This window comes from Paraliomyxa miuraensis (assembly GCF_026337845.1).
Taxonomy (GTDB): Bacteria; Myxococcota_A; Polyangia; order Nannocystales; family Nannocystaceae; genus Paraliomyxa; species Paraliomyxa miuraensis.
Map to the genome: position 1 here is coordinate 84,836 of NZ_JAOVZF010000132.1, position 16,418 is coordinate 101,253.

Genomic DNA, 16,418 nt, shown 5'->3' on the forward strand with positions numbered 1-16,418 from the left:
GCGGCTCGCCCAGGCTGGACCCTCCGCAACCGCCCCCCGAGCCCCTTCCTCCAAGAATTTCACCTGCCGGCGATCTTGGCCCGGAAACCGCAACGTAGGTCGGTGTCCTACTCATGGAACAGGGGCTTGCACGATGAACGAGACACGGTTGACCAGGCATGCGGTGGTGATGGCGCTGGGCGTGATGCTGCTGGGGTGCCAAGACCCCGATCGGCGGCCGGGCGGAGGGGTCGGCGTGGGGATCGGCGGCCTCGACGGGGGTGACACCACCGAGGGTGACGGCGGCACCATGGATGGCGACGCCACCGAGGGTGGCGGCGGCACCATGGATGGCGACGACGGCCTCGACGGAGGCGGTCCCAAGTTCGACATCGGCGACGGGGCCGACGACGGCCAGCCCCCCCCGGGCGAAGAGGAGTGCGCCTCGGTCGACGAGGCGGCCGAGCTGGTCCCGGTGCCCGCCGACATCATCTTCGTGGTCGACAACTCGGGCTCGATGGCCTTCGAGGCGGGGCAGATCCAGGCCCACATGAACGACTTCTCCAGCCAGATCATCGCCAGCGGCATCGACGTGCACGTGGTGCTGATCTCGAGCTATCCCGGCAACGGCCACGGGATCTGCATCGGCGCCCCGCTGGGCAGCGGGGGGTGCCCGGGGTCCGACAACAACCCGCCGACCTTCACCCACGTCAACCAGTCGGTGGGCAGCCACAACGCCTGGCAGGTGCTCCTGGCCACCCACGGCCAGTGGGCGGGAGCCATGCGGGCGGACTCGGTCAAGCACATCGTGGTGGTGACCGACGACACCTCGAACCTGAACTGGTCGAGCTTCGACACCCAGTTCAAGGCGCTGCATCCCAGCTACGCCGACTACGTGCACCACTCGGTGGTGTGCCACTCCAACTGTGCGAGCGCGGCCGGGATCGGCAGCGACTACATCACCCTCTCCAACAACACCGGCGGGGTCGCGGCGGACCTGTGCGACCAGGACTTCCAGGCGGTGTTCGACGTGCTCACCACCGAGGTCATCGGGGGGTCGGCCCTGGCCTGCGAGTTCGCGATCCCCATGCCGCCCGACGGCATGGAGTTCAACCCCGACCAGGTCAACCTCGAGTTCGACGATGGCATGGGTGGGGTGATGGCGGTCGGCCGCGTGGACTCGGCCGCCGACTGTCCGAACGTGGTCGATGGCTGGTACTACGACAATCCCGCAGCACCGACCTCGATCGTGATGTGCGAGCAGACCTGCAACAAGATGCAGGCGGCGGAGAACGGCTCGATCAACATCCAGTTCGGGTGCGCGACGGTTCCGGCGGGGTGATCAGTCGGATCGAGCTCGGGGGCGCACCACGATCCCATGATCGGTGAGCTGCGCCCCGCCCAGCGAGCAGATCATCACGCGCGGCGTCAGCCAGCGAAGCGCGCCCTTGAGGGCCTGCGTCATCGTGGCCAAGCGGGACTTGTGGCGCTTGGGGTGAGCGAGGGGGATGTCCTCGGCGCCGCGATCTTCTTCGAGCCAAAGGACCACGGTGAGCCGGGTCTGCGAGGCAAGTCGCGCCGCCAACACGGAGAGATCGGCATCGTCTCCGTTGCGAGCAGCTCCACAGATCCCTGCGATGGTATCGCGGGCCTTGCAACCGACCTCGACGAACAGCTCACCGTTCTTGATGCGCTCCTTGTTCTCGATGCGATGCTCACGGAAGTCCTTGATCTCGATCATCAAGATCTTGCCATGCGACTCGCTGAACGCGATCACATCGACCGCCTTGCAGTCTTCACGTTCTCGTGAGCCTCTGGACTTGTAGACTCCCGTGAGCTTCTGGATGCCCTGGCGATAGGCATCGCTTCCGTCCCACTTGCATACGACGTTCCAGTCGTCCCCGAGCTCGAGTTCGAGTGCACCTTCGACGATGGTCTGGGGCATCGGCTCGTCCTTCAGTCGTCCGCGAGGGCCAGCGCCTGCTCGTCATCGTAGAACCGCGCGAACTCGTCGAGAATCGAGTTGTGCTCGAGGTCGACGAGCGTATCGCCGGCCTCCACCTCGACGGGAGCACCCGGTTGCGGACGTGACAGCGAGAAGAACCGCATCGTCGCTCCCTCGGGAAGCTTGCCGTACTCGGCCAGCAACGAGAGGCGGTGCGTCAGGAGGTAGTCGTGAGACGCAATGACCACCTGAACGCCGCTACCGACGAGCGCCACGAGGAACTTGGCGACGCGCTCGGTCAGCCGCGGGTTGAGGCTGGCCTCGGGCTCGTCCCAGAACAGGATGCCGTCCTGGGTCAGGCCCCCGGTGTTGATGAGGTGGTAGATGGATGCGATCTTGCGCAGGCCCTCGGCAACGAGATGCGCCTCGAGTTCGACGCTGCCTTGCTCGACGTAGAAGCGCCCATCGGCACTGCGGACCTCTCCTCCAAGGGCCTCGCGCAGCGGCTCGAGCAGCTCCTTCGCCCGTTCGGCCCGCTCCCCGCGAAGCGGGGTGGCGCTCAGCAGCTTGCACAAGTCATAGTAGGTCTCGTCGAACGAGAGCTCGCGGGCGTCGTAGGCCGCAACGAACCCCTCGTACATCGCGAGGACCTCACGACTCGGCACGTAGACCGCCGACGAGCTGGGAGTCGGGCCCTGCATCACGACCATGGGAAAGTCGGACTCGCGATCCCAGTACGAGTCCATGTGCATGTCCCCCACGAAGATCTCGATGCCCGCCTTGCGATCGCCAGCATTCGATCGCATCAGTCGCCCGATGTCGCCGTCCTTGGGTCGAAAGACCGCCTGAAGCCTGAACGCGAGGCTCGCGGCCATCGTGGCACGAGACTCGGACCGATCACTCTGCAGCGCCCGCAGCATCGCGTACGCCGCCTTCATCGCGTGCGACTTCCCGGTCGCGTTCTCCCCGATGATCACGTTGAGCCCCGGGCAGAATTCGAAGGTCACGTCCTCGAAGACGCCGAAATCGTTCAGATGGAGGGACTCGAGCGCCATCGTCTGAGGTGAGCCTATCCCAGCGACGCCGACCCGGTCCAACCTCGAGCCCCTCTCCCAGCTCGACACCACCCCCCGCCATGCTAGCGTCCCGCCGGTCATGGGACGCAAACGTCCAGCCCCGCCCCGGTTCCCGGGCCTCATCGACGCGCACTGCCATCTCGACTACCCACCCATGGCCGACGACGTCGCCGCCACGCTCGCGGCGGCGGCCGCCGTCGGCGTCGAGCAGGTGCTGCACATCGGCTGCACGCGCGAGAGCCAGCCGCGCGCGCTGGCCTTGATCGACGCGCACCCGCAGGTGTTCGCCGCGATCGGGATCCACCCGCACGAGGGCAAGACCACCGACGACACTGCCCTGGCCGAGCTGCGCGAGCGCGCTGCACACCCCAAGGTGCTCGCGATCGGCGAGACCGGGCTCGACTACCACTACAACCTCAGCGACCCTCCGCAGCAGCGCGAGTCGATGGCCGCCCACGTCGCCCTGGCCCGGCAGCTCGACCTGCCGCTGGTGCTGCACATCCGCGATGCCCACGAGCAAGCCCTCGCCATCGTGCAAGAGGTCGGCCCCCGCGAGCGCGACCCGGGCATGGTCCACTGCTTCACCGGAGGGCCCAAGGAGGCCGAGGCGTGGCTCGCCTTGGGCTTCCACCTCTCGTTCTCCGGCATCGCGACCTTCCCCAGCGCCCAGGACATCCGCGAGGCGGCGTGCCTGACCCCCGACGACCGGATCCTGCTCGAGACCGACGCGCCCTACCTCGCGCCCGTACCCATGCGCGGCACCAAGAACCAGCCCGCGTTCGTGGCCTTCACCTGCGCCCAGCTGGCCCAGGCACGGCAGCAAGACCCGCTGACGCTCGCCACGAAGGCGGCGGCCAATACGCGAGCGCTGCTGCGGATGCCCCTCCCCGAAGCGGGCGCTGGTCCTGGATCCCTACCGACCCGAGACCCCGCTCACACTTGACGCGTCGACTTGACGCCTCCGGGGCCCGTTGTCCATAGTCCCCCACCCCGCCGGGTCCGCCGTGTCATCGGCGCCCGCAACGAACGCCTCTGGCCACGCGCCACGCTTCGCAACCGTTCACCAAGCAAGGACCCACCATGAACCTCCAGCCAGGTCTCATCGCGAAGAAGCTCGGCATGACCCAGCTCTTCCTTCCCGACGGCACCCGCGTCCCGGTCACCGTGCTCTCGGTCAAGGGCAATACCGTCACCGCCCACCGCACCACCGAGCGCGACGGCTACACCGCGCTGCAGGTCGGCTTCGAGGAGCAGAAGGCCTCGCGCATGACCAAGGCCGACCTCGGACGCTTCGGCAAGGCCGAAATCTCGCCCCGCAAGCACGTCCGCGAGTTCCGCGTGTCGGCCGACGTGCTCGCCAACCACCCGGTGGGCCAGGACATCTCGCTCGACCTCTTCGCCGAGGGTGCCGCGGTCGACGTCACGGGCACCAGCAAGGGCAAGGGCTTCCAGGGCGTGATGAAGCGCCACAACATGCGCGGCAAGCCAGCCACCCACGGTGTGCACGAGTACTTCCGCCACGGCGGCTCGATCGGCTGCCGCCTCACGCCCGGTCGCGTCCAGAAGGGCAAGCGCATGGGCGGCCAGATGGGCAACGTGCGCAAGACCGAGCAGAACCTGACCATCGCCAAGGTCCTGCCCGAGGAGGGCGTGCTGCTGGTGCGCGGATCGATCCCCGGCTCCAACTCGAGCATCGTCACCCTTCGCCTCTCGCACAAGGCGGCCCTTCGAGCCCAGCACGCGGCCGCCAGGGGCAAGAAGTAGCCCAGCACCGTTCGTGCTCGTCGGGCGGCTGCCGGGCTGATCCTCGCCCTCGGCAGCCGCCCTTGCTCGTTTCTGGCGACCCCAACGCCCATGGCCCGCAAGCGCACCAAGCTCGGCGATCGCAGCGCCCGACACGACTCGGCCTACCGCCGCGCCAAGCAAGAGGGCTTCGCAGCGCGGGCCGTCTACAAGCTCGAGGAGCTCGACCGCCGCTTCCACCTGCTCGCGCCACGGCGACGCGTGCTCGATCTGGGCTGCTGGCCCGGCTCGTGGATGCAGTACGCCGCGGGTCGAGTGGGCGACGAAGGCCTGGTCGTCGGACTCGATCTACGACCGGTGGAGCTGGCCCTGCCGCCGTGGTGCGAGGCGTTCGTCGCCGACGTCGACGAGCTCGATCCCCAGTCGCTCGTCGATCGCTTCGGCCCCTTCGACGTGGTGCTCTCCGACATGGCACCCAAGACCATCGGCGATGCCACCACCGATCGCCTGCGCAGCGAGGCCCTGTTCGAACGCGCGCTCGACATCGCCACCATGGTCCTGCGCCCCGGAGGGCACTTCGCCGGCAAGGTGTTCCAGGGCGGCGGCTTTGGCGGGCTCATCGAGCGCATGCGCCTGACGTTCAGCCAGAGCAAGCCGTTCCACACCAAGGGCACCCGAGCCGGCAGCGCCGAGCACTACCTGGTGGGCCAGGGGCGACGCGCAGGCTGAGCCTGGCTGTTCTTGGCGGCCCCTTCGGGAGCGTCGCCTACCGGCGCCGCAGGGCCTTCCGCCAGGCTCCGCCTGGCTCCGCTGGCTCAGCTCGCCGCGGCCGGGACCGCCTGGGCCGTCGCGGAGGGAATCGACACCGAGAACGTCGAGCCCTGGCCTACCACGCTGTGGACCTCGACCGTGCCGCCGTGGCCCTCGACGATGCCCTTGACGATGGCCAGTCCCAGGCCGGCTCCAGCCCCTCGCTTGCGATCGGCCTGCCAGAAGCGATCGAACAGGCGCGGGATGTGCTCGGGTGGAATCCCACAGCCAGTGTCGCTCACCGCCATGCGCACCCCACCCGAGTGACGAGACACGGACACCACCACCTTCCCCCCCTCGGGCGTGAACTTGAAGGCGTTGGTGAGCAGGTTGGACAGCACCTGCACCAGGCGATTGCGATCGGCCCAGAGGCGCGGAAGCCCCGGCTCGACCGCGACCTCGAGCGCGATCCCACCGGCCTCGGCGGTTGGCCGTAGCGCCGCGCCGACCTCGGCCGCGATCTCGGCCGCGTCGACCTCTCCGAGCTGGAGCTGCAGCCCCCCCGCCTCGATGCGGCTGATGTCCAGTAGATCGGTGGTGAGCCGCTCCATCTGAGCCACCGCGCGACCGATCACCTCGAGCCCCTGCTGGTGCTGCACCGCTGATACGCCCGGCATCCCCAGGATCGCACACGCGGTGGTGATCGTCTGCAGCGGCCCACGGATGTCATGGGACACCACCGCGACCACCTCGTCGCGCATGCGCACCGCCTCCTGTGCGGCGTGATAGAGCCGGGCGTTGTCCACCAGCAACGCCGCCCGCCCCGCGAGCTCGTCGAGCAGCGCCAGATCGGCGACCGTGTAGCTTCGCTCGGAATCGGCGGTGGTCGTCACGACGCTCGCCCCCAGCGTGCGCCCGCGGGCCCGCAGCGGCACCACGATGCTCGAGCGTGGCTGCAGCTCCTGCACCATGCGGCGCAGCTGCGGGCTCCACTCGTCGACGTCGAGCATCGAGTCCCCGGCCTGCTCGGCGAGCAGCGCCTGGCCCGTCCGCACCACGGCCCCGATCCCCACCGGGTCGTCGACCTTGGGCTGCCGTCCCCGTACGAGGCGCTCGACCAGCACCCCCTTGCCCGCATCACGATGGCACACGGCCACGCATCGCAGCGCACCATCGGCCTCGAGCGAGTAGGTCACACAATAGTCGGCGACGTGCCGCACCAGGAAGCTCGTGAGGCGCTGGAGCGCCGTCTCGGAATCGAGCGCACCGGCCATCGCGGCGCTCTGCTCGGCCAAGATGCGAAGGCGCCGGGCGCTCCGGGCCACCTCGGAGCGTGCCTTCTCCGCGGTGGCCTCGGCGGCAAAGCGATCGATCGCAAACGCCACGTGTCCCGCGATGGCCTGCACGAGGACCAGCTCGGTCTGGGGCACGACGTGGGGCCGGCCAAAGTACAGCATGAACTTGCCCAGCAGCACGTCACCGAGCTGCAGGGGAACGAAGGCGAGCGCGGCGATGCCCTCGCCATGGAGCAGCGGGCGATAGTCGGCCAGCGCCGGATCTTCGTCCACGTTGGGCACCATCAGGGGCTCGGCGCCCCGGGTACCGGGCTTCCATGGCGTGTGCCCCTCCACGGCCTGACGATATGCGTCGGAGAGCCCGCGCCAGGCCACGAACCGCATCACGCCCTCGTCGTCGAACAGCAACACCGACGAGCGCCGGACGCCCACCGCCTGCTCGAGGCAATCCATGGCCGCGCCGTAGACCTCCTCGACGGTGGTCGCGCGAGCCACGTGCTTCATCAGCGTCCAGAGGAGCTCGGCGGCGGTCGCTGCCGACGAGATCCGTTGGTGGTGGGGCGCGGGCAATCGGACGCCTCTCGTGCATCGATCATAACACCGCGGTTCGAGCGGTAGGAACGCGTTGGCCACGTGCGCCCGCCCCGACGGCGATGGAGGCGCCCCACTCGTGGCCCGAAGGATCCACCCACTCGCCACGGCCGGCACGATTGCCCGTCGTTCACAGGGAAACGGCGGTTCGATCCAACGAGGCCTCCTCGGCTCCAACCGCCGGTTCAACCAGCGTCGTCGAAACCATGCGATCGATTGGACGATCCGGACCCGGGCTTCCCCTTGCGTCCCATGAGCCGCTGGCCAAGGCCGCGCACGTCCTCGAACACCAGGTACGCGGCCGGCACCACCAACAGCACCAGGCCGGTCGCAAACCCGAGCCCTGCGCTGATCGACACGGCCATGGGCGCGAGCACGTCGTCGCGTCCGCCGAGCCCGATGGCCAGCGGCAACAACCCCAGGCAGGTGGTCAGCGTGGTGGAGAGGATCGGGCGCAGGCGCTCGATCGCCCCCACCTCCACCGCGGTCCATAGCGGCAGCCCTTCGTCCTGGCGCTTCTTGTTGATGAAGTCGACCATCACCAGCGAGTCGTTGACCACGATCCCCACCAGCGCCACGATGCCGAACAGCGCCATGAGCGACAGGTCGAAGCTCATGACGTAGAGCCCCAGCACCGCGCCCATCAGCCCGAACGGCACGGCCGAGAGGATGATGAACGGCTGCAGGTACGAGCGGAACTGCAGCGCGAGCACCAGGTAGATCATCAGCACGGCCAGGCCGAACGCGCCGGGCAGGTCGCGCAGGCTCTCGGTCAGCTCGTCGGCTTGACCGCCGAACGTGAGCTGCAGGCCCGGGTAGCGGCTGGCGAGCTCCGCGTCCCAGTGGGCCGCAATGCGCTGGGCGGCCTCGAACGGCGGCAGCACGTCCTGATCGGTATCGGCGAGCACCGAGACCTGGCGCAGCCCTTCTTCGCGCCGGATGTAGCCCACCTCGCGGGTGCGCACGACCTCGGCCACCTGATCGAGGCGCACCGCCCGGCCGCTCGCGCCCGTGACCACGAGGTTCTTCAGCCCCGAGCGATCGCGGCTGCGGCCCTCGGCGTAGCGCACCACGATCTCGACCGGCTCCTCGTCGATCGACACCTCGGCCGCCACCAGGCCATCGACGGCCGTGCGCACGGCCTGGGCCACGTCGAGCTCGGTGAGCCCGTAGAGCGCGGCCCGATCCTGGTCCACCTTCACCTGGAAGGTCTCCTTGCCCGAGCCATAGTTGTCGCGGATGTCGCGGGCGCCCGGTTGCTCGTAGAGGAAGACCTTGAGGTCCTCGATCGCCGCGTTGATCCGATCGATGTCGCGGCCGCGCACGTTGGCGGTGACCGCCGCCCCGGCAGGCGGACCCGCCTGCACCTCCTTGACCGCGCTGCGCGACAGCTCGGGATTGGTCAGCAGGGACTTGCGCAGCGCCCGGACCATGGCGGGATAGCGCGCGACGAGCTCGTCGCTCATCTCGAATTGCCAGCGCAGCTGCCCCATGTTGGCGCCCACCGACAGCACGCCGGTCTCGTCGTCGAGGATGCTGCCCACCCGCAGGGAGGTCAGCCGGATGTGCTCCTCCCCCAGCTCGCGCCGCACGAGCCGATCGATGGCCTCTCCCTCGGCCTGGGTGAGCTCGCGGGCGAGCCCGGGCGAGACTTCGTAGTGCACCCCGAGCTGGAAGGGCTTGCCCGGCGCACCGATCTGCAGGGGCATCGTCGAGGCCAGTCGCCCCACCCCCACGAAGGCCGCGATCACCAGCACCACGGTGAGGAAGCGGTGACGGATGCAAGCCCGCAAGAGCGGGCGATACACGGCCTGCATCCGCCGGGCCAGGCGAGCGGTGTAGCCGTCCTTGGCGTCCTCGGTGGCGTAGTCGGCGATGTGCCCGGGCAGGATGAAGATCGCCTCGAACATCGAGCCGATCAGGCAGAAGATCACCACCAGCGGCAGGATCTTCATCACGCGTCCCATGGTGCCGCCCACCATGGTCAGGGGCACGAACGCGAGGATGGTGGTGAGCACCGCCACCGTGACCGGCAGGATCACCTCCTTGGCCCCGTCGAGGGTGGCCTGGACCCGCGACTTGCCCATCTCGAGGTGGCGCTGCACGTTCTCGATCACCACGATCGCGTCGTCCACGATGATCCCGGTGGCGATGAGCAGGCCGAAGGTGGAGACCACGTTGATGGTCAGATCCGTCTGGTCCATCAGCAGCGTGGCCGCGAGGTACGAGACCGGCATGCCCGCGATGGCGAGCAGCGCCTGTCGCAGGCCCGACATGACCAGCAGCACCAGCAGCACCAGCACCGCCCCGCCCGCGGCGTTGACCCACACCGTGTGCAGGCGGTCGCGAATGGTGGCGGTGAAGTCCTCGGCGAAGCGGATCTCCATGCCCGCCGGTAGCTCGGCCTGCAGCGTGGGCAGGACCTCGAGCACGTGCTCGCGGATCTCGAGCGGGTCGGCCGTCTCCTCGCGGCCCACGGTCAGCTTGACGCACGGCTCGCCGTCGACCCAGTAGAGCGTCTCGGCCTCGTCGGCCACCTCGCGGGTCTCGCTCACGTCGCCGATCCGCAGCGGCGAGCCGGGCATGATGGGAATCCGCGCCACGTCGGCCGCCGATTGCAGGCGCTGCTCGGTCTTGACGAAGATGTCCTGGCCCTGCTGCTCCACGGTGCCCGCGGGGAGGTTGGCCTCGGCGGAGCGAATGGCCTGACGGATCTGGGCCGGCGAGATCCCGAGCGTGCGCAGCTTCTGCTCGTCGAGGTCGACGAAGATCTTGCGCTCGGCCACCCCGCTGACGTTGACGGTGGCCACGCCCGGCAGATCCCGCAGCGCATCGGCCATGCGATCGGCCACCAGGGTCGCGCCGTTGTCCCCCGTGAGCGCCACCGAGACCACGGGCAGCTCGAGGGTCAGCTCGCGCACCACCGGCGTCTCGGCGTCCTCGGGCATGTTCTGCACCGACGAGACCGCCTTCTCCACCTCGGACCGCGCCGCCTGCAGATCGGTCCCCTCGTTGAAGATGATGGTGAGCGTGCCGCTGCCCTCGTTGACGAAGGCGCTGTACTCCTTGATGTTGTTGACGCTCTCGATCTCGTCCTCGATGGGACGGATGATGAGCTCCTCGACGGTGGCCGCGGTGGCCCCCGGGTAGGGCACGTTGACCATCACCCGGTCGAGCGAGATCTCGGGGAACTCCTCGCGGGGCAGCGACATGGCCGCGCGCAGCCCCGCCGCCACCACCAGGAAGAACAGGAGGTTGACGAACACCGGGTTGGCGACGCTCAGGCGGATGATGCGGTCGAACATCGGTCGCTCTCCCTGGCCCGCGTGAACGCGCTCAGCCGGAGGCCTCGGCCAGCACCTGCGGCGGGGCCTCGACCACCACCACGTGATCGCCGGGCATCAGGCTGATCGGTCCGGCCGCCACCACCGGATCGCCGATCGCGAGCGGGCCCTCGACGGTGACCAGCTCGTCGCTGTCGTCACCCACGCGAACGTCGACGCGCTCGATCGCATCGCCGGACATCCGCAAGACGTAGGCCGCTCCGGCCGACCAGCGCACGGCGGTCATCGGAACCGCCAGCACCGGGCCTCGCTGCGGCCCGAACACCTCGACCCGTGCCGACTCGCCCGCGCGCAGGGTGCCCTGGGCGTTGTCGACGAGCAGCCGCGCGGTGAAGGTCGACGTGCCGGGATCGGCCTCGTTGGCGATCCACTCGAGTCGCGGCTCGATCCGCTCGCCGCGAACGACGAGGGCGAACTGAAGGCCGCCCTGGTCGTGCCCCTGATCGTGCATGGCCAGCTCGGCCTCCGTCAGCGGCACCTCGACTGCGAGCGGATCGAGCTGCGCCAGCACCATGGCCACCGAGCCCGGGCCGATGTACTCGCCGAGCTCCGTGTCCACCGACGTCACCGTGCCCGAGAACGGGGCATCGAGGGTGGAGGCCCCCACCGCATCCTTCGCGCGCAGCAGCGTGCCCTTGGCCTCGCGAAGCTGCGCCTGCAAGGTGGCGCGCTGGGTCTGCAGGCGCTCGACCGCGCGCGTGGTCTCGACCCCCCGCGAGACCAGATCCTCGGTGGTCTGCAGATCTCGCTCGGTATCGAGCAGCTGCTCCTGGATCCGGGAGATCGACGCCTTGGCGGTCATCAGCCCGCCCTTGGAGTCCCCGGCCGCGAGCTTGCACAGCACGTCGCCCGCCGAGACCTTCTGTTGGTCCTCCACGAGCAGATCGATGACCTGCCCGCCCATGCGGGGCGACAGGCGAGCGCGGCGAGCCGGCTGCAGCAGCACCAGGTGGCGCGACTTCGGACGCGGGGTGACCTCCGCGACCTTCTCGACCCGTACATGGGGAGGGGGCACCTCATCGAGGCGCGTGCTCTCGGGCTTGTCGCAGGCGCTCGCCAGCAGCGAGATCGACGAGATCAGCGGGATTCCCAGGCTCCACGCGAGCAAACGCCGTTGCGCCCCCTTCACGATGGGCTGGGTTCTAGCGCCGGGACGGGTGCCTCGCAAGGGATCTCCTGGTCCGAGCCCCTCGTGGTCGCCGCGCGTGCTATGCCGCCTGCCATGCAGGATCTGGGGCTGGTGACCTGTTCCACCGACGCGCTGCGCAAGCTGTTGCGAGCCGTATACAAACGCGAGGTGGACTGCCCGCTCACCATCGCGGCGCTCGCTGGCATGGGCCTGCAAGATCACGCGGAGCGATTGCTGGGACACCTGCGCGGGCTGCCGAGCGACGCGGTGCATGCCGTGCTGGTGGCCGCGCTGGCGGAGCGCACCGCGACCGACGAGCAGAAGCTGAAGCGGCTGATGTAGTCTGGCAGGGGCTTCGACCAGTCGAGCTGCTTTTCGCGGTTGACACTGAACCTACGAACAGTATCATCGACCCACCTTGGCTTTGGCGGCTCTACGCTTGCTTCCCACCGCCGCTGCGGCCTCCTCGGAATCCGAGGAGGCCGGGGGGAGTGACCAGGCAAGCTTCGTCGGGGCCGGACTGGCCCCCGTCGGGGCCCCCGTCGAGCCCGTAGAGCTGGCCGAGCTGGTCACGCCCGGGCGTCTGGTCGAGCTGTCCTCACCACCTTCGGGCGGGGGTGCCTGCATCAGCACCGCCGCGTCCTTGCTGCGTCGGGCCCAGCGCGAGGGTGAGACCACCGCGTGGGTCCAGCCCCGCGGGGGGATGCTCTATCCGCCCGATCTGCACGAGGCCGGCATCGATCTCGAGGCGCTGGTGGTGGTGCACGTGCCCGAGGACGAAGGAGCGGCCGGGCTGTGCAAGGCGGCCGAGCTGCTGCTGCGCTCGAGTGCCTTCGGCCTGGTGGTGGTCGACCTGGGCTCGCTGCCGTCCGGGGGCGCTCGCTCGGCCTCGCGCACCTCGTGGCAGGGGCGTTTGCTGGGCCTGTCGCGCCAGCACGACAGCCGCGTGATCCTGTTGACCGAAAAGCCCTCCGATGCCGACTCGCTCGGTCCGCTCATCGGGCTGCGAGTCGAGCCCCAACGAATTCGTCGAGCCGATGGCTCGTTCACGGTGGAGCCCCACGTGCTCAAGAACAAGTCCGGTGCTCCCGTGAGCCCGGCCGCGAGTCGCTTCGTGGGACCACCCGGGCTGCGCTGATCGGCGAAGCCCCGGCTCCTCTTTCAGAACCGAGTTCCCCGCAACGCGGGGCCCGAGGTGGCCTCCTCCAACGGCCGCCCCCACGCGCGACGAAACGGCATGCATAGCCGATGCGTCGGGGGTCGTGCATGCACGCGGCAGGACGCCTCGGGCTCCGCTCACGGGGTCTCGCTACCGCAGGCTCACCCGCAGCCCCGCCCCGAAGGTGGCGCCGATCGAGCCGGGGAGCCGCACCAGCGTGCCCGCGCCGGGGACGTCGTGCATCACGATCGCCGGGCCGAGCACGGGGATCACCGTGCCGCCGCGCAGCAGCAAGCCCACGCGATCGGGATCCACCCCCCGCCGCCGACCGAGCGGGATGTTGAGATCACCAAAGCCGGAGAGCGCCCCCCAGGGCATGGCGCGATGACCCGCTCGCTCGAAGCCGCGGTAGCGCAGGTGGACCACGCCGATCTGACCACCACCGCACAGCCTCACCCGAAAGCCACGACGGCCTCGAGCCGCGCACGCGTGCACGGTGCTGGCTTCGGTGATCTCCCCCACGCGATGGCCCGTCGGCGACAGCGTGCGGTCGGGGCCTCCGACCACCTGCAGCCCCAGACGCACGTGCAGGTTGGGCCGCCCCACCGTCACTCCGAGATCGGGACCAACGGTGGGCCCGGTGACGGTGGGCATCACCACCACGTCCGAGATCTCGAGGTCTCTCGGGCGCGGCCCGTCGTCCTCGCTCGCGCTCACGTCCTCCGACGCGGAGGGCGTGGGCGGGCTCGCGGCCAAGAGCAGCGACATCAGCACCATCGAAGCGGACATGCGCGTGGCCTCCCCGCTCCAGAGTAGGGGAACGACCGTACCAACCTCAAGGGGGCTCGAGCGGCTCGAGCCCCTTGGGGCCTGCAGACTCCTGGTGCGCGGCCGCGCGCGCCAGCGCCACCAGGTGCTCGCGCCGCGGCGCCCCCCCGAGGAAGTCGGGCCGGCGCTGGGACGCGGAGGCCACCACCATCAGCTCGGCGCGCTCGGCGAGCGTCGCGAGCTGGCGCACCGCCGAGATCCTCCGTCCACCGACCTCGGCATCCCCCACCAGCAGCACCACTCGACCACGCGGCGAGAGCACGGACCCGATCGAGCCCAGCATGGCCTGCACCTGCTCGGCCCAGCGCCGCGCCGCATCTCGATCCTGCCCTCGTGCCGACAGATGACGCCGCGCCCCCAGCTCCCCCCGCTGCAGAGCCTCCGCCGACAGCCCCAGCCACGGGTAGCGGCGCGCATGATGATCCGCGTAGTCGTAGGTGCCGCCATAGGGCGGCGAGCTCAGCACCAGATCGAAGCGCCAGCGCCCCACGACCTCGCGCAGCCGTCGGGCGTCGCCCTCCCACAGCCGTGGGCTCGGCCCCTCCTCGGGCGCCTCGTCGGCCAGCGCAGCCAGGCGCGCCACCAGCTCCTGCGCCTTGCGAGCGAAGAACCCGGTCACCACCTTCTTGCCGATCCGCTTGTCCACCTCGCGCTCGGTGGTCTCGGCCCGCTGCCGCGAGAACTTGACCACGATCGACGAGAGCACCACCTGCAGCGCGCGCCGGACCATGCCGGGGGGCAGCGCCTCGATCTCGGCGTGCAGACCCCCGAGCTCGAGCAGCACGTGCGGCTGGTACCACTGTCGCTCGGCCGCGGCCAGCGGCGCCCGCACGGGCACCCTGCGCTGCACCCGATCGAACGACGCCTCCACCACCCGCTGCGCGGCGTCGGCCAGGGCGCGGCGCTCGCTCGGCCCCGCCCAGGTGGTCGCGATCTCGGCGATCCGCAGCGCCAGCGGGTTGAGGTCCACCCCCGCGGTGCGAAGCCCCCGTCGCCTGGCCTCCACCAGCACGGTCCCGCTGCCGCAAAACGGGTCGAGCACTCGGGTGCGCGGCTCGGCCCACGCCTGCAGCACGTGGCGCGCGATCGCGTGGTGCATGCGCGCCGGGTAGGCGTGCAGCCCATGGGTCAGCGGGTCGCGCTCCGCTCGCTCGACCGACTCGAGCGCCGCCGCGAGCACGGCCGCCACCTCGGGATCGCCCTCGCGAGCCGCCGCCCCTCCCTGGTGCTCGAGCGCGCGACGTCGAGGCTCGGGGTGCGGATCCGGCGGCTGCGAACGCGTGGGCATGGACGACGAGACCGCCTACTCCGCCTCAGGAGACGTGGTGACGTCGTCCCCCTCGGATCCGTCTCGGGCCTGGGCCTGGGCCTCGAGCTCGCGCTCGATGCGACCCGCCGCCTCCTCCACCACGCTCATGCGACTGCCCTGCCCTCCGTAACGCTCGGCGAGCAGCTCGGCCACCACGCTCACCGCGATCTCCCCCGGGGTCCTTCCCCCCAGGGCCAGCCCGATCGGCGCGCGCACCCGCGAGAGATCGGGCCACGGTCGGCCCAGCTGATGCTCGCGTCGCAAGATCCGACCGAGCACCGCATGGACCTTGCGACGGCTGCCGATCATGCCGAGATAGCGATGCGGCCGCCGCAGCAGGTGGGCCAGCGCTCGTTCGTCGCGCGCGTGATCGCGGGTGGTGATCACCACGTAGTCGCGCTCGTCGAGATCGGGCAGCGCGGCCCGAAGCTCGTCCACGTCGTACGACGCGGTGCGAACGCCCGCGTAGGCCGGATTCTCCAGCAGCTCCTCGCGATCGTCGAGCACCTGGACCGAAAAGCCCGCGGCCTGGGCCACGGGGGCGAGCGCCTGGGCCACGTGCCCGGCGCCCAGGATCACCAGCCTCACCTGCGGCTCCAGCGATTCCACGAACACCTCCATGCTGCCTCCGCAGCACATCGCAAGGTCGCGCACGAGCTGGGCATCGATGCGGCGAGGCTTGCCGTCGCGCAGCGTGGAGCGGCACGCGGCCAGCACCTCGGCCTCGATGGCCCCGCCGCCCACCGTGCCCACGATCTCGCCGTCCTCGTGGAGCAGCAGCCGCGCGCCCAGGATCTGCGGCGCCGAGCCCTTGCGACCGACCACCGTGGCCATCGCCGCCCGCCCGCGACCGCCCTCGAGCACCGTCACCACCTCGCGGGCCACGTCGAGCGCCCCGGCCCCTCCACGTAGCGGCTTGCCGCCGCCAGGGAGCGGCCCGTCGGGAGGAACGTCGTGCACCGGGCGCGGAGTCTAGCAACCTCGATCGACCCCATCAAAACGCCCGCACCGCCGCCCGATCGTAGTATCAGCACCCGCTCGTCGAAGCTCATCGCCATGCCCCGATCACGCGCACCCATGCCCCGCCTCACGCTCGCCTCCACGTCGTTGCTCGCGCTGCTGCTCGCGTGCGGTTCCCCGCAAAGCGGCAGCGACGCCGCCACGCCGACCAAGGCCACCCCGTCGTCGCCCACCCCCAAGACGCCCGAGCCCATTGCCCCCGAGCCCACCGCCCCCGAGCCCACCGCCCCCGAGCCCACCGCCCCCATGC

General features: G+C 70.1%; 14 protein-coding genes and 1 pseudogene. 7 read left to right on the forward strand and 8 right to left on the reverse strand.

Annotated elements, in window-relative coordinates; translation table 11 throughout:
* Positions 1-133: 133 nt before the first annotated feature.
* Complete coding sequence (locus tag OEB96_RS04280; RefSeq protein ID WP_266214147.1) at positions 134-1,321, forward strand: vWA domain-containing protein; 1,188 nt, start codon at positions 134-136, stop codon at positions 1,319-1,321.
* On the opposite strand, the gene OEB96_RS04285 is transcribed toward OEB96_RS04280, so the two are convergent.
* Positions 1,322-1,924, reverse strand: a complete 603-nt coding sequence (locus OEB96_RS04285) for a hypothetical protein (RefSeq protein ID WP_266214148.1) — start codon at positions 1,922-1,924, stop codon at positions 1,322-1,324.
* A gap of 11 nt (positions 1,925-1,935) precedes the next feature.
* A complete protein-coding gene (locus OEB96_RS04290) occupies positions 1,936-2,979 on the reverse strand; it encodes an AAA family ATPase (RefSeq protein WP_266214149.1) in 1,044 nt (347 codons plus the stop codon).
* 100 nt (positions 2,980-3,079) lie between these two features.
* Between OEB96_RS04290 and OEB96_RS04295 the strand changes: the two genes are divergently transcribed.
* The 3 genes from OEB96_RS04295 (at position 3,080) to OEB96_RS04305 (ending at position 5,472) form a co-directional block, all read left to right on the forward strand.
* The gene (locus tag OEB96_RS04295) at positions 3,080-3,943 is read left to right on the forward strand and encodes a TatD family hydrolase (RefSeq protein ID WP_266214150.1); all 864 of its coding nucleotides are present in this window, start codon (positions 3,080-3,082) and stop codon (positions 3,941-3,943) included.
* A 137-nt stretch (positions 3,944-4,080) separates the two neighbouring features.
* Positions 4,081-4,764, forward strand: a complete 684-nt coding sequence (gene rplC / locus OEB96_RS04300) for a 50S ribosomal protein L3 (RefSeq protein WP_266214151.1) — start codon at positions 4,081-4,083, stop codon at positions 4,762-4,764.
* Positions 4,765-4,854: 90 nt separating this feature from the next.
* A complete protein-coding gene (locus OEB96_RS04305) occupies positions 4,855-5,472 on the forward strand; it encodes an RlmE family RNA methyltransferase (RefSeq protein ID WP_266214152.1) in 618 nt (205 codons plus the stop codon).
* Between the two features lie 86 nt (positions 5,473-5,558).
* Here OEB96_RS04305 and OEB96_RS04310 read toward each other — a convergent pair whose 3' ends face one another.
* From OEB96_RS04310 to OEB96_RS04320, 3 genes are all read right to left on the reverse strand, one after another.
* The gene (locus OEB96_RS04310; protein ID WP_266214153.1) at positions 5,559-7,292 is read right to left on the reverse strand and encodes a GAF domain-containing sensor histidine kinase; all 1,734 of its coding nucleotides are present in this window, start codon (positions 7,290-7,292) and stop codon (positions 5,559-5,561) included.
* Between the two features lie 272 nt (positions 7,293-7,564).
* Complete coding sequence (locus OEB96_RS04315; protein WP_266214154.1) at positions 7,565-10,684, reverse strand: efflux RND transporter permease subunit; 3,120 nt, start codon at positions 10,682-10,684, stop codon at positions 7,565-7,567.
* Between the two features lie 31 nt (positions 10,685-10,715).
* On the reverse strand, positions 10,716-11,852 hold the full coding sequence (locus OEB96_RS04320; RefSeq protein ID WP_266214155.1) for an efflux RND transporter periplasmic adaptor subunit: 1,137 nt from the start codon (positions 11,850-11,852) through the stop codon (positions 10,716-10,718).
* Positions 11,853-11,945: 93 nt separating this feature from the next.
* Between OEB96_RS04320 and OEB96_RS04325 the strand changes: the two genes are divergently transcribed.
* Complete coding sequence (locus OEB96_RS04325) at positions 11,946-12,194, forward strand: hypothetical protein (RefSeq protein WP_266214156.1); 249 nt, start codon at positions 11,946-11,948, stop codon at positions 12,192-12,194.
* Positions 12,195-12,270: 76 nt separating this feature from the next.
* Positions 12,271-12,990, forward strand: a complete 720-nt coding sequence (locus OEB96_RS04330) for a recombinase A (RefSeq protein ID WP_266214157.1) — start codon at positions 12,271-12,273, stop codon at positions 12,988-12,990.
* Positions 12,991-13,161: 171 nt separating this feature from the next.
* Here OEB96_RS04330 and OEB96_RS04335 read toward each other — a convergent pair whose 3' ends face one another.
* From OEB96_RS04335 to OEB96_RS04345, 3 genes are read right to left on the reverse strand one after another with little or no spacing between them, the layout of a single operon-like run.
* Positions 13,162-13,800 (reverse strand): hypothetical protein, encoded by a 639-nt coding sequence (locus tag OEB96_RS04335; protein WP_266214158.1) that lies wholly within the window; start codon positions 13,798-13,800, stop codon positions 13,162-13,164.
* A gap of 46 nt (positions 13,801-13,846) precedes the next feature.
* Positions 13,847-15,127 (reverse strand): TRM11 family SAM-dependent methyltransferase, encoded by a 1,281-nt coding sequence (locus OEB96_RS04340; protein WP_266214159.1) that lies wholly within the window; start codon positions 15,125-15,127, stop codon positions 13,847-13,849.
* A gap of 15 nt (positions 15,128-15,142) precedes the next feature.
* Complete coding sequence (locus OEB96_RS04345; RefSeq protein WP_266214160.1) at positions 15,143-16,108, reverse strand: XdhC family protein; 966 nt, start codon at positions 16,106-16,108, stop codon at positions 15,143-15,145.
* Between the two features lie 117 nt (positions 16,109-16,225).
* Between OEB96_RS04345 and OEB96_RS04350 the strand changes: the two are divergent.
* Positions 16,226-16,418: pseudogene (locus OEB96_RS04350) on the forward strand (hypothetical protein); the annotation flags it as partial.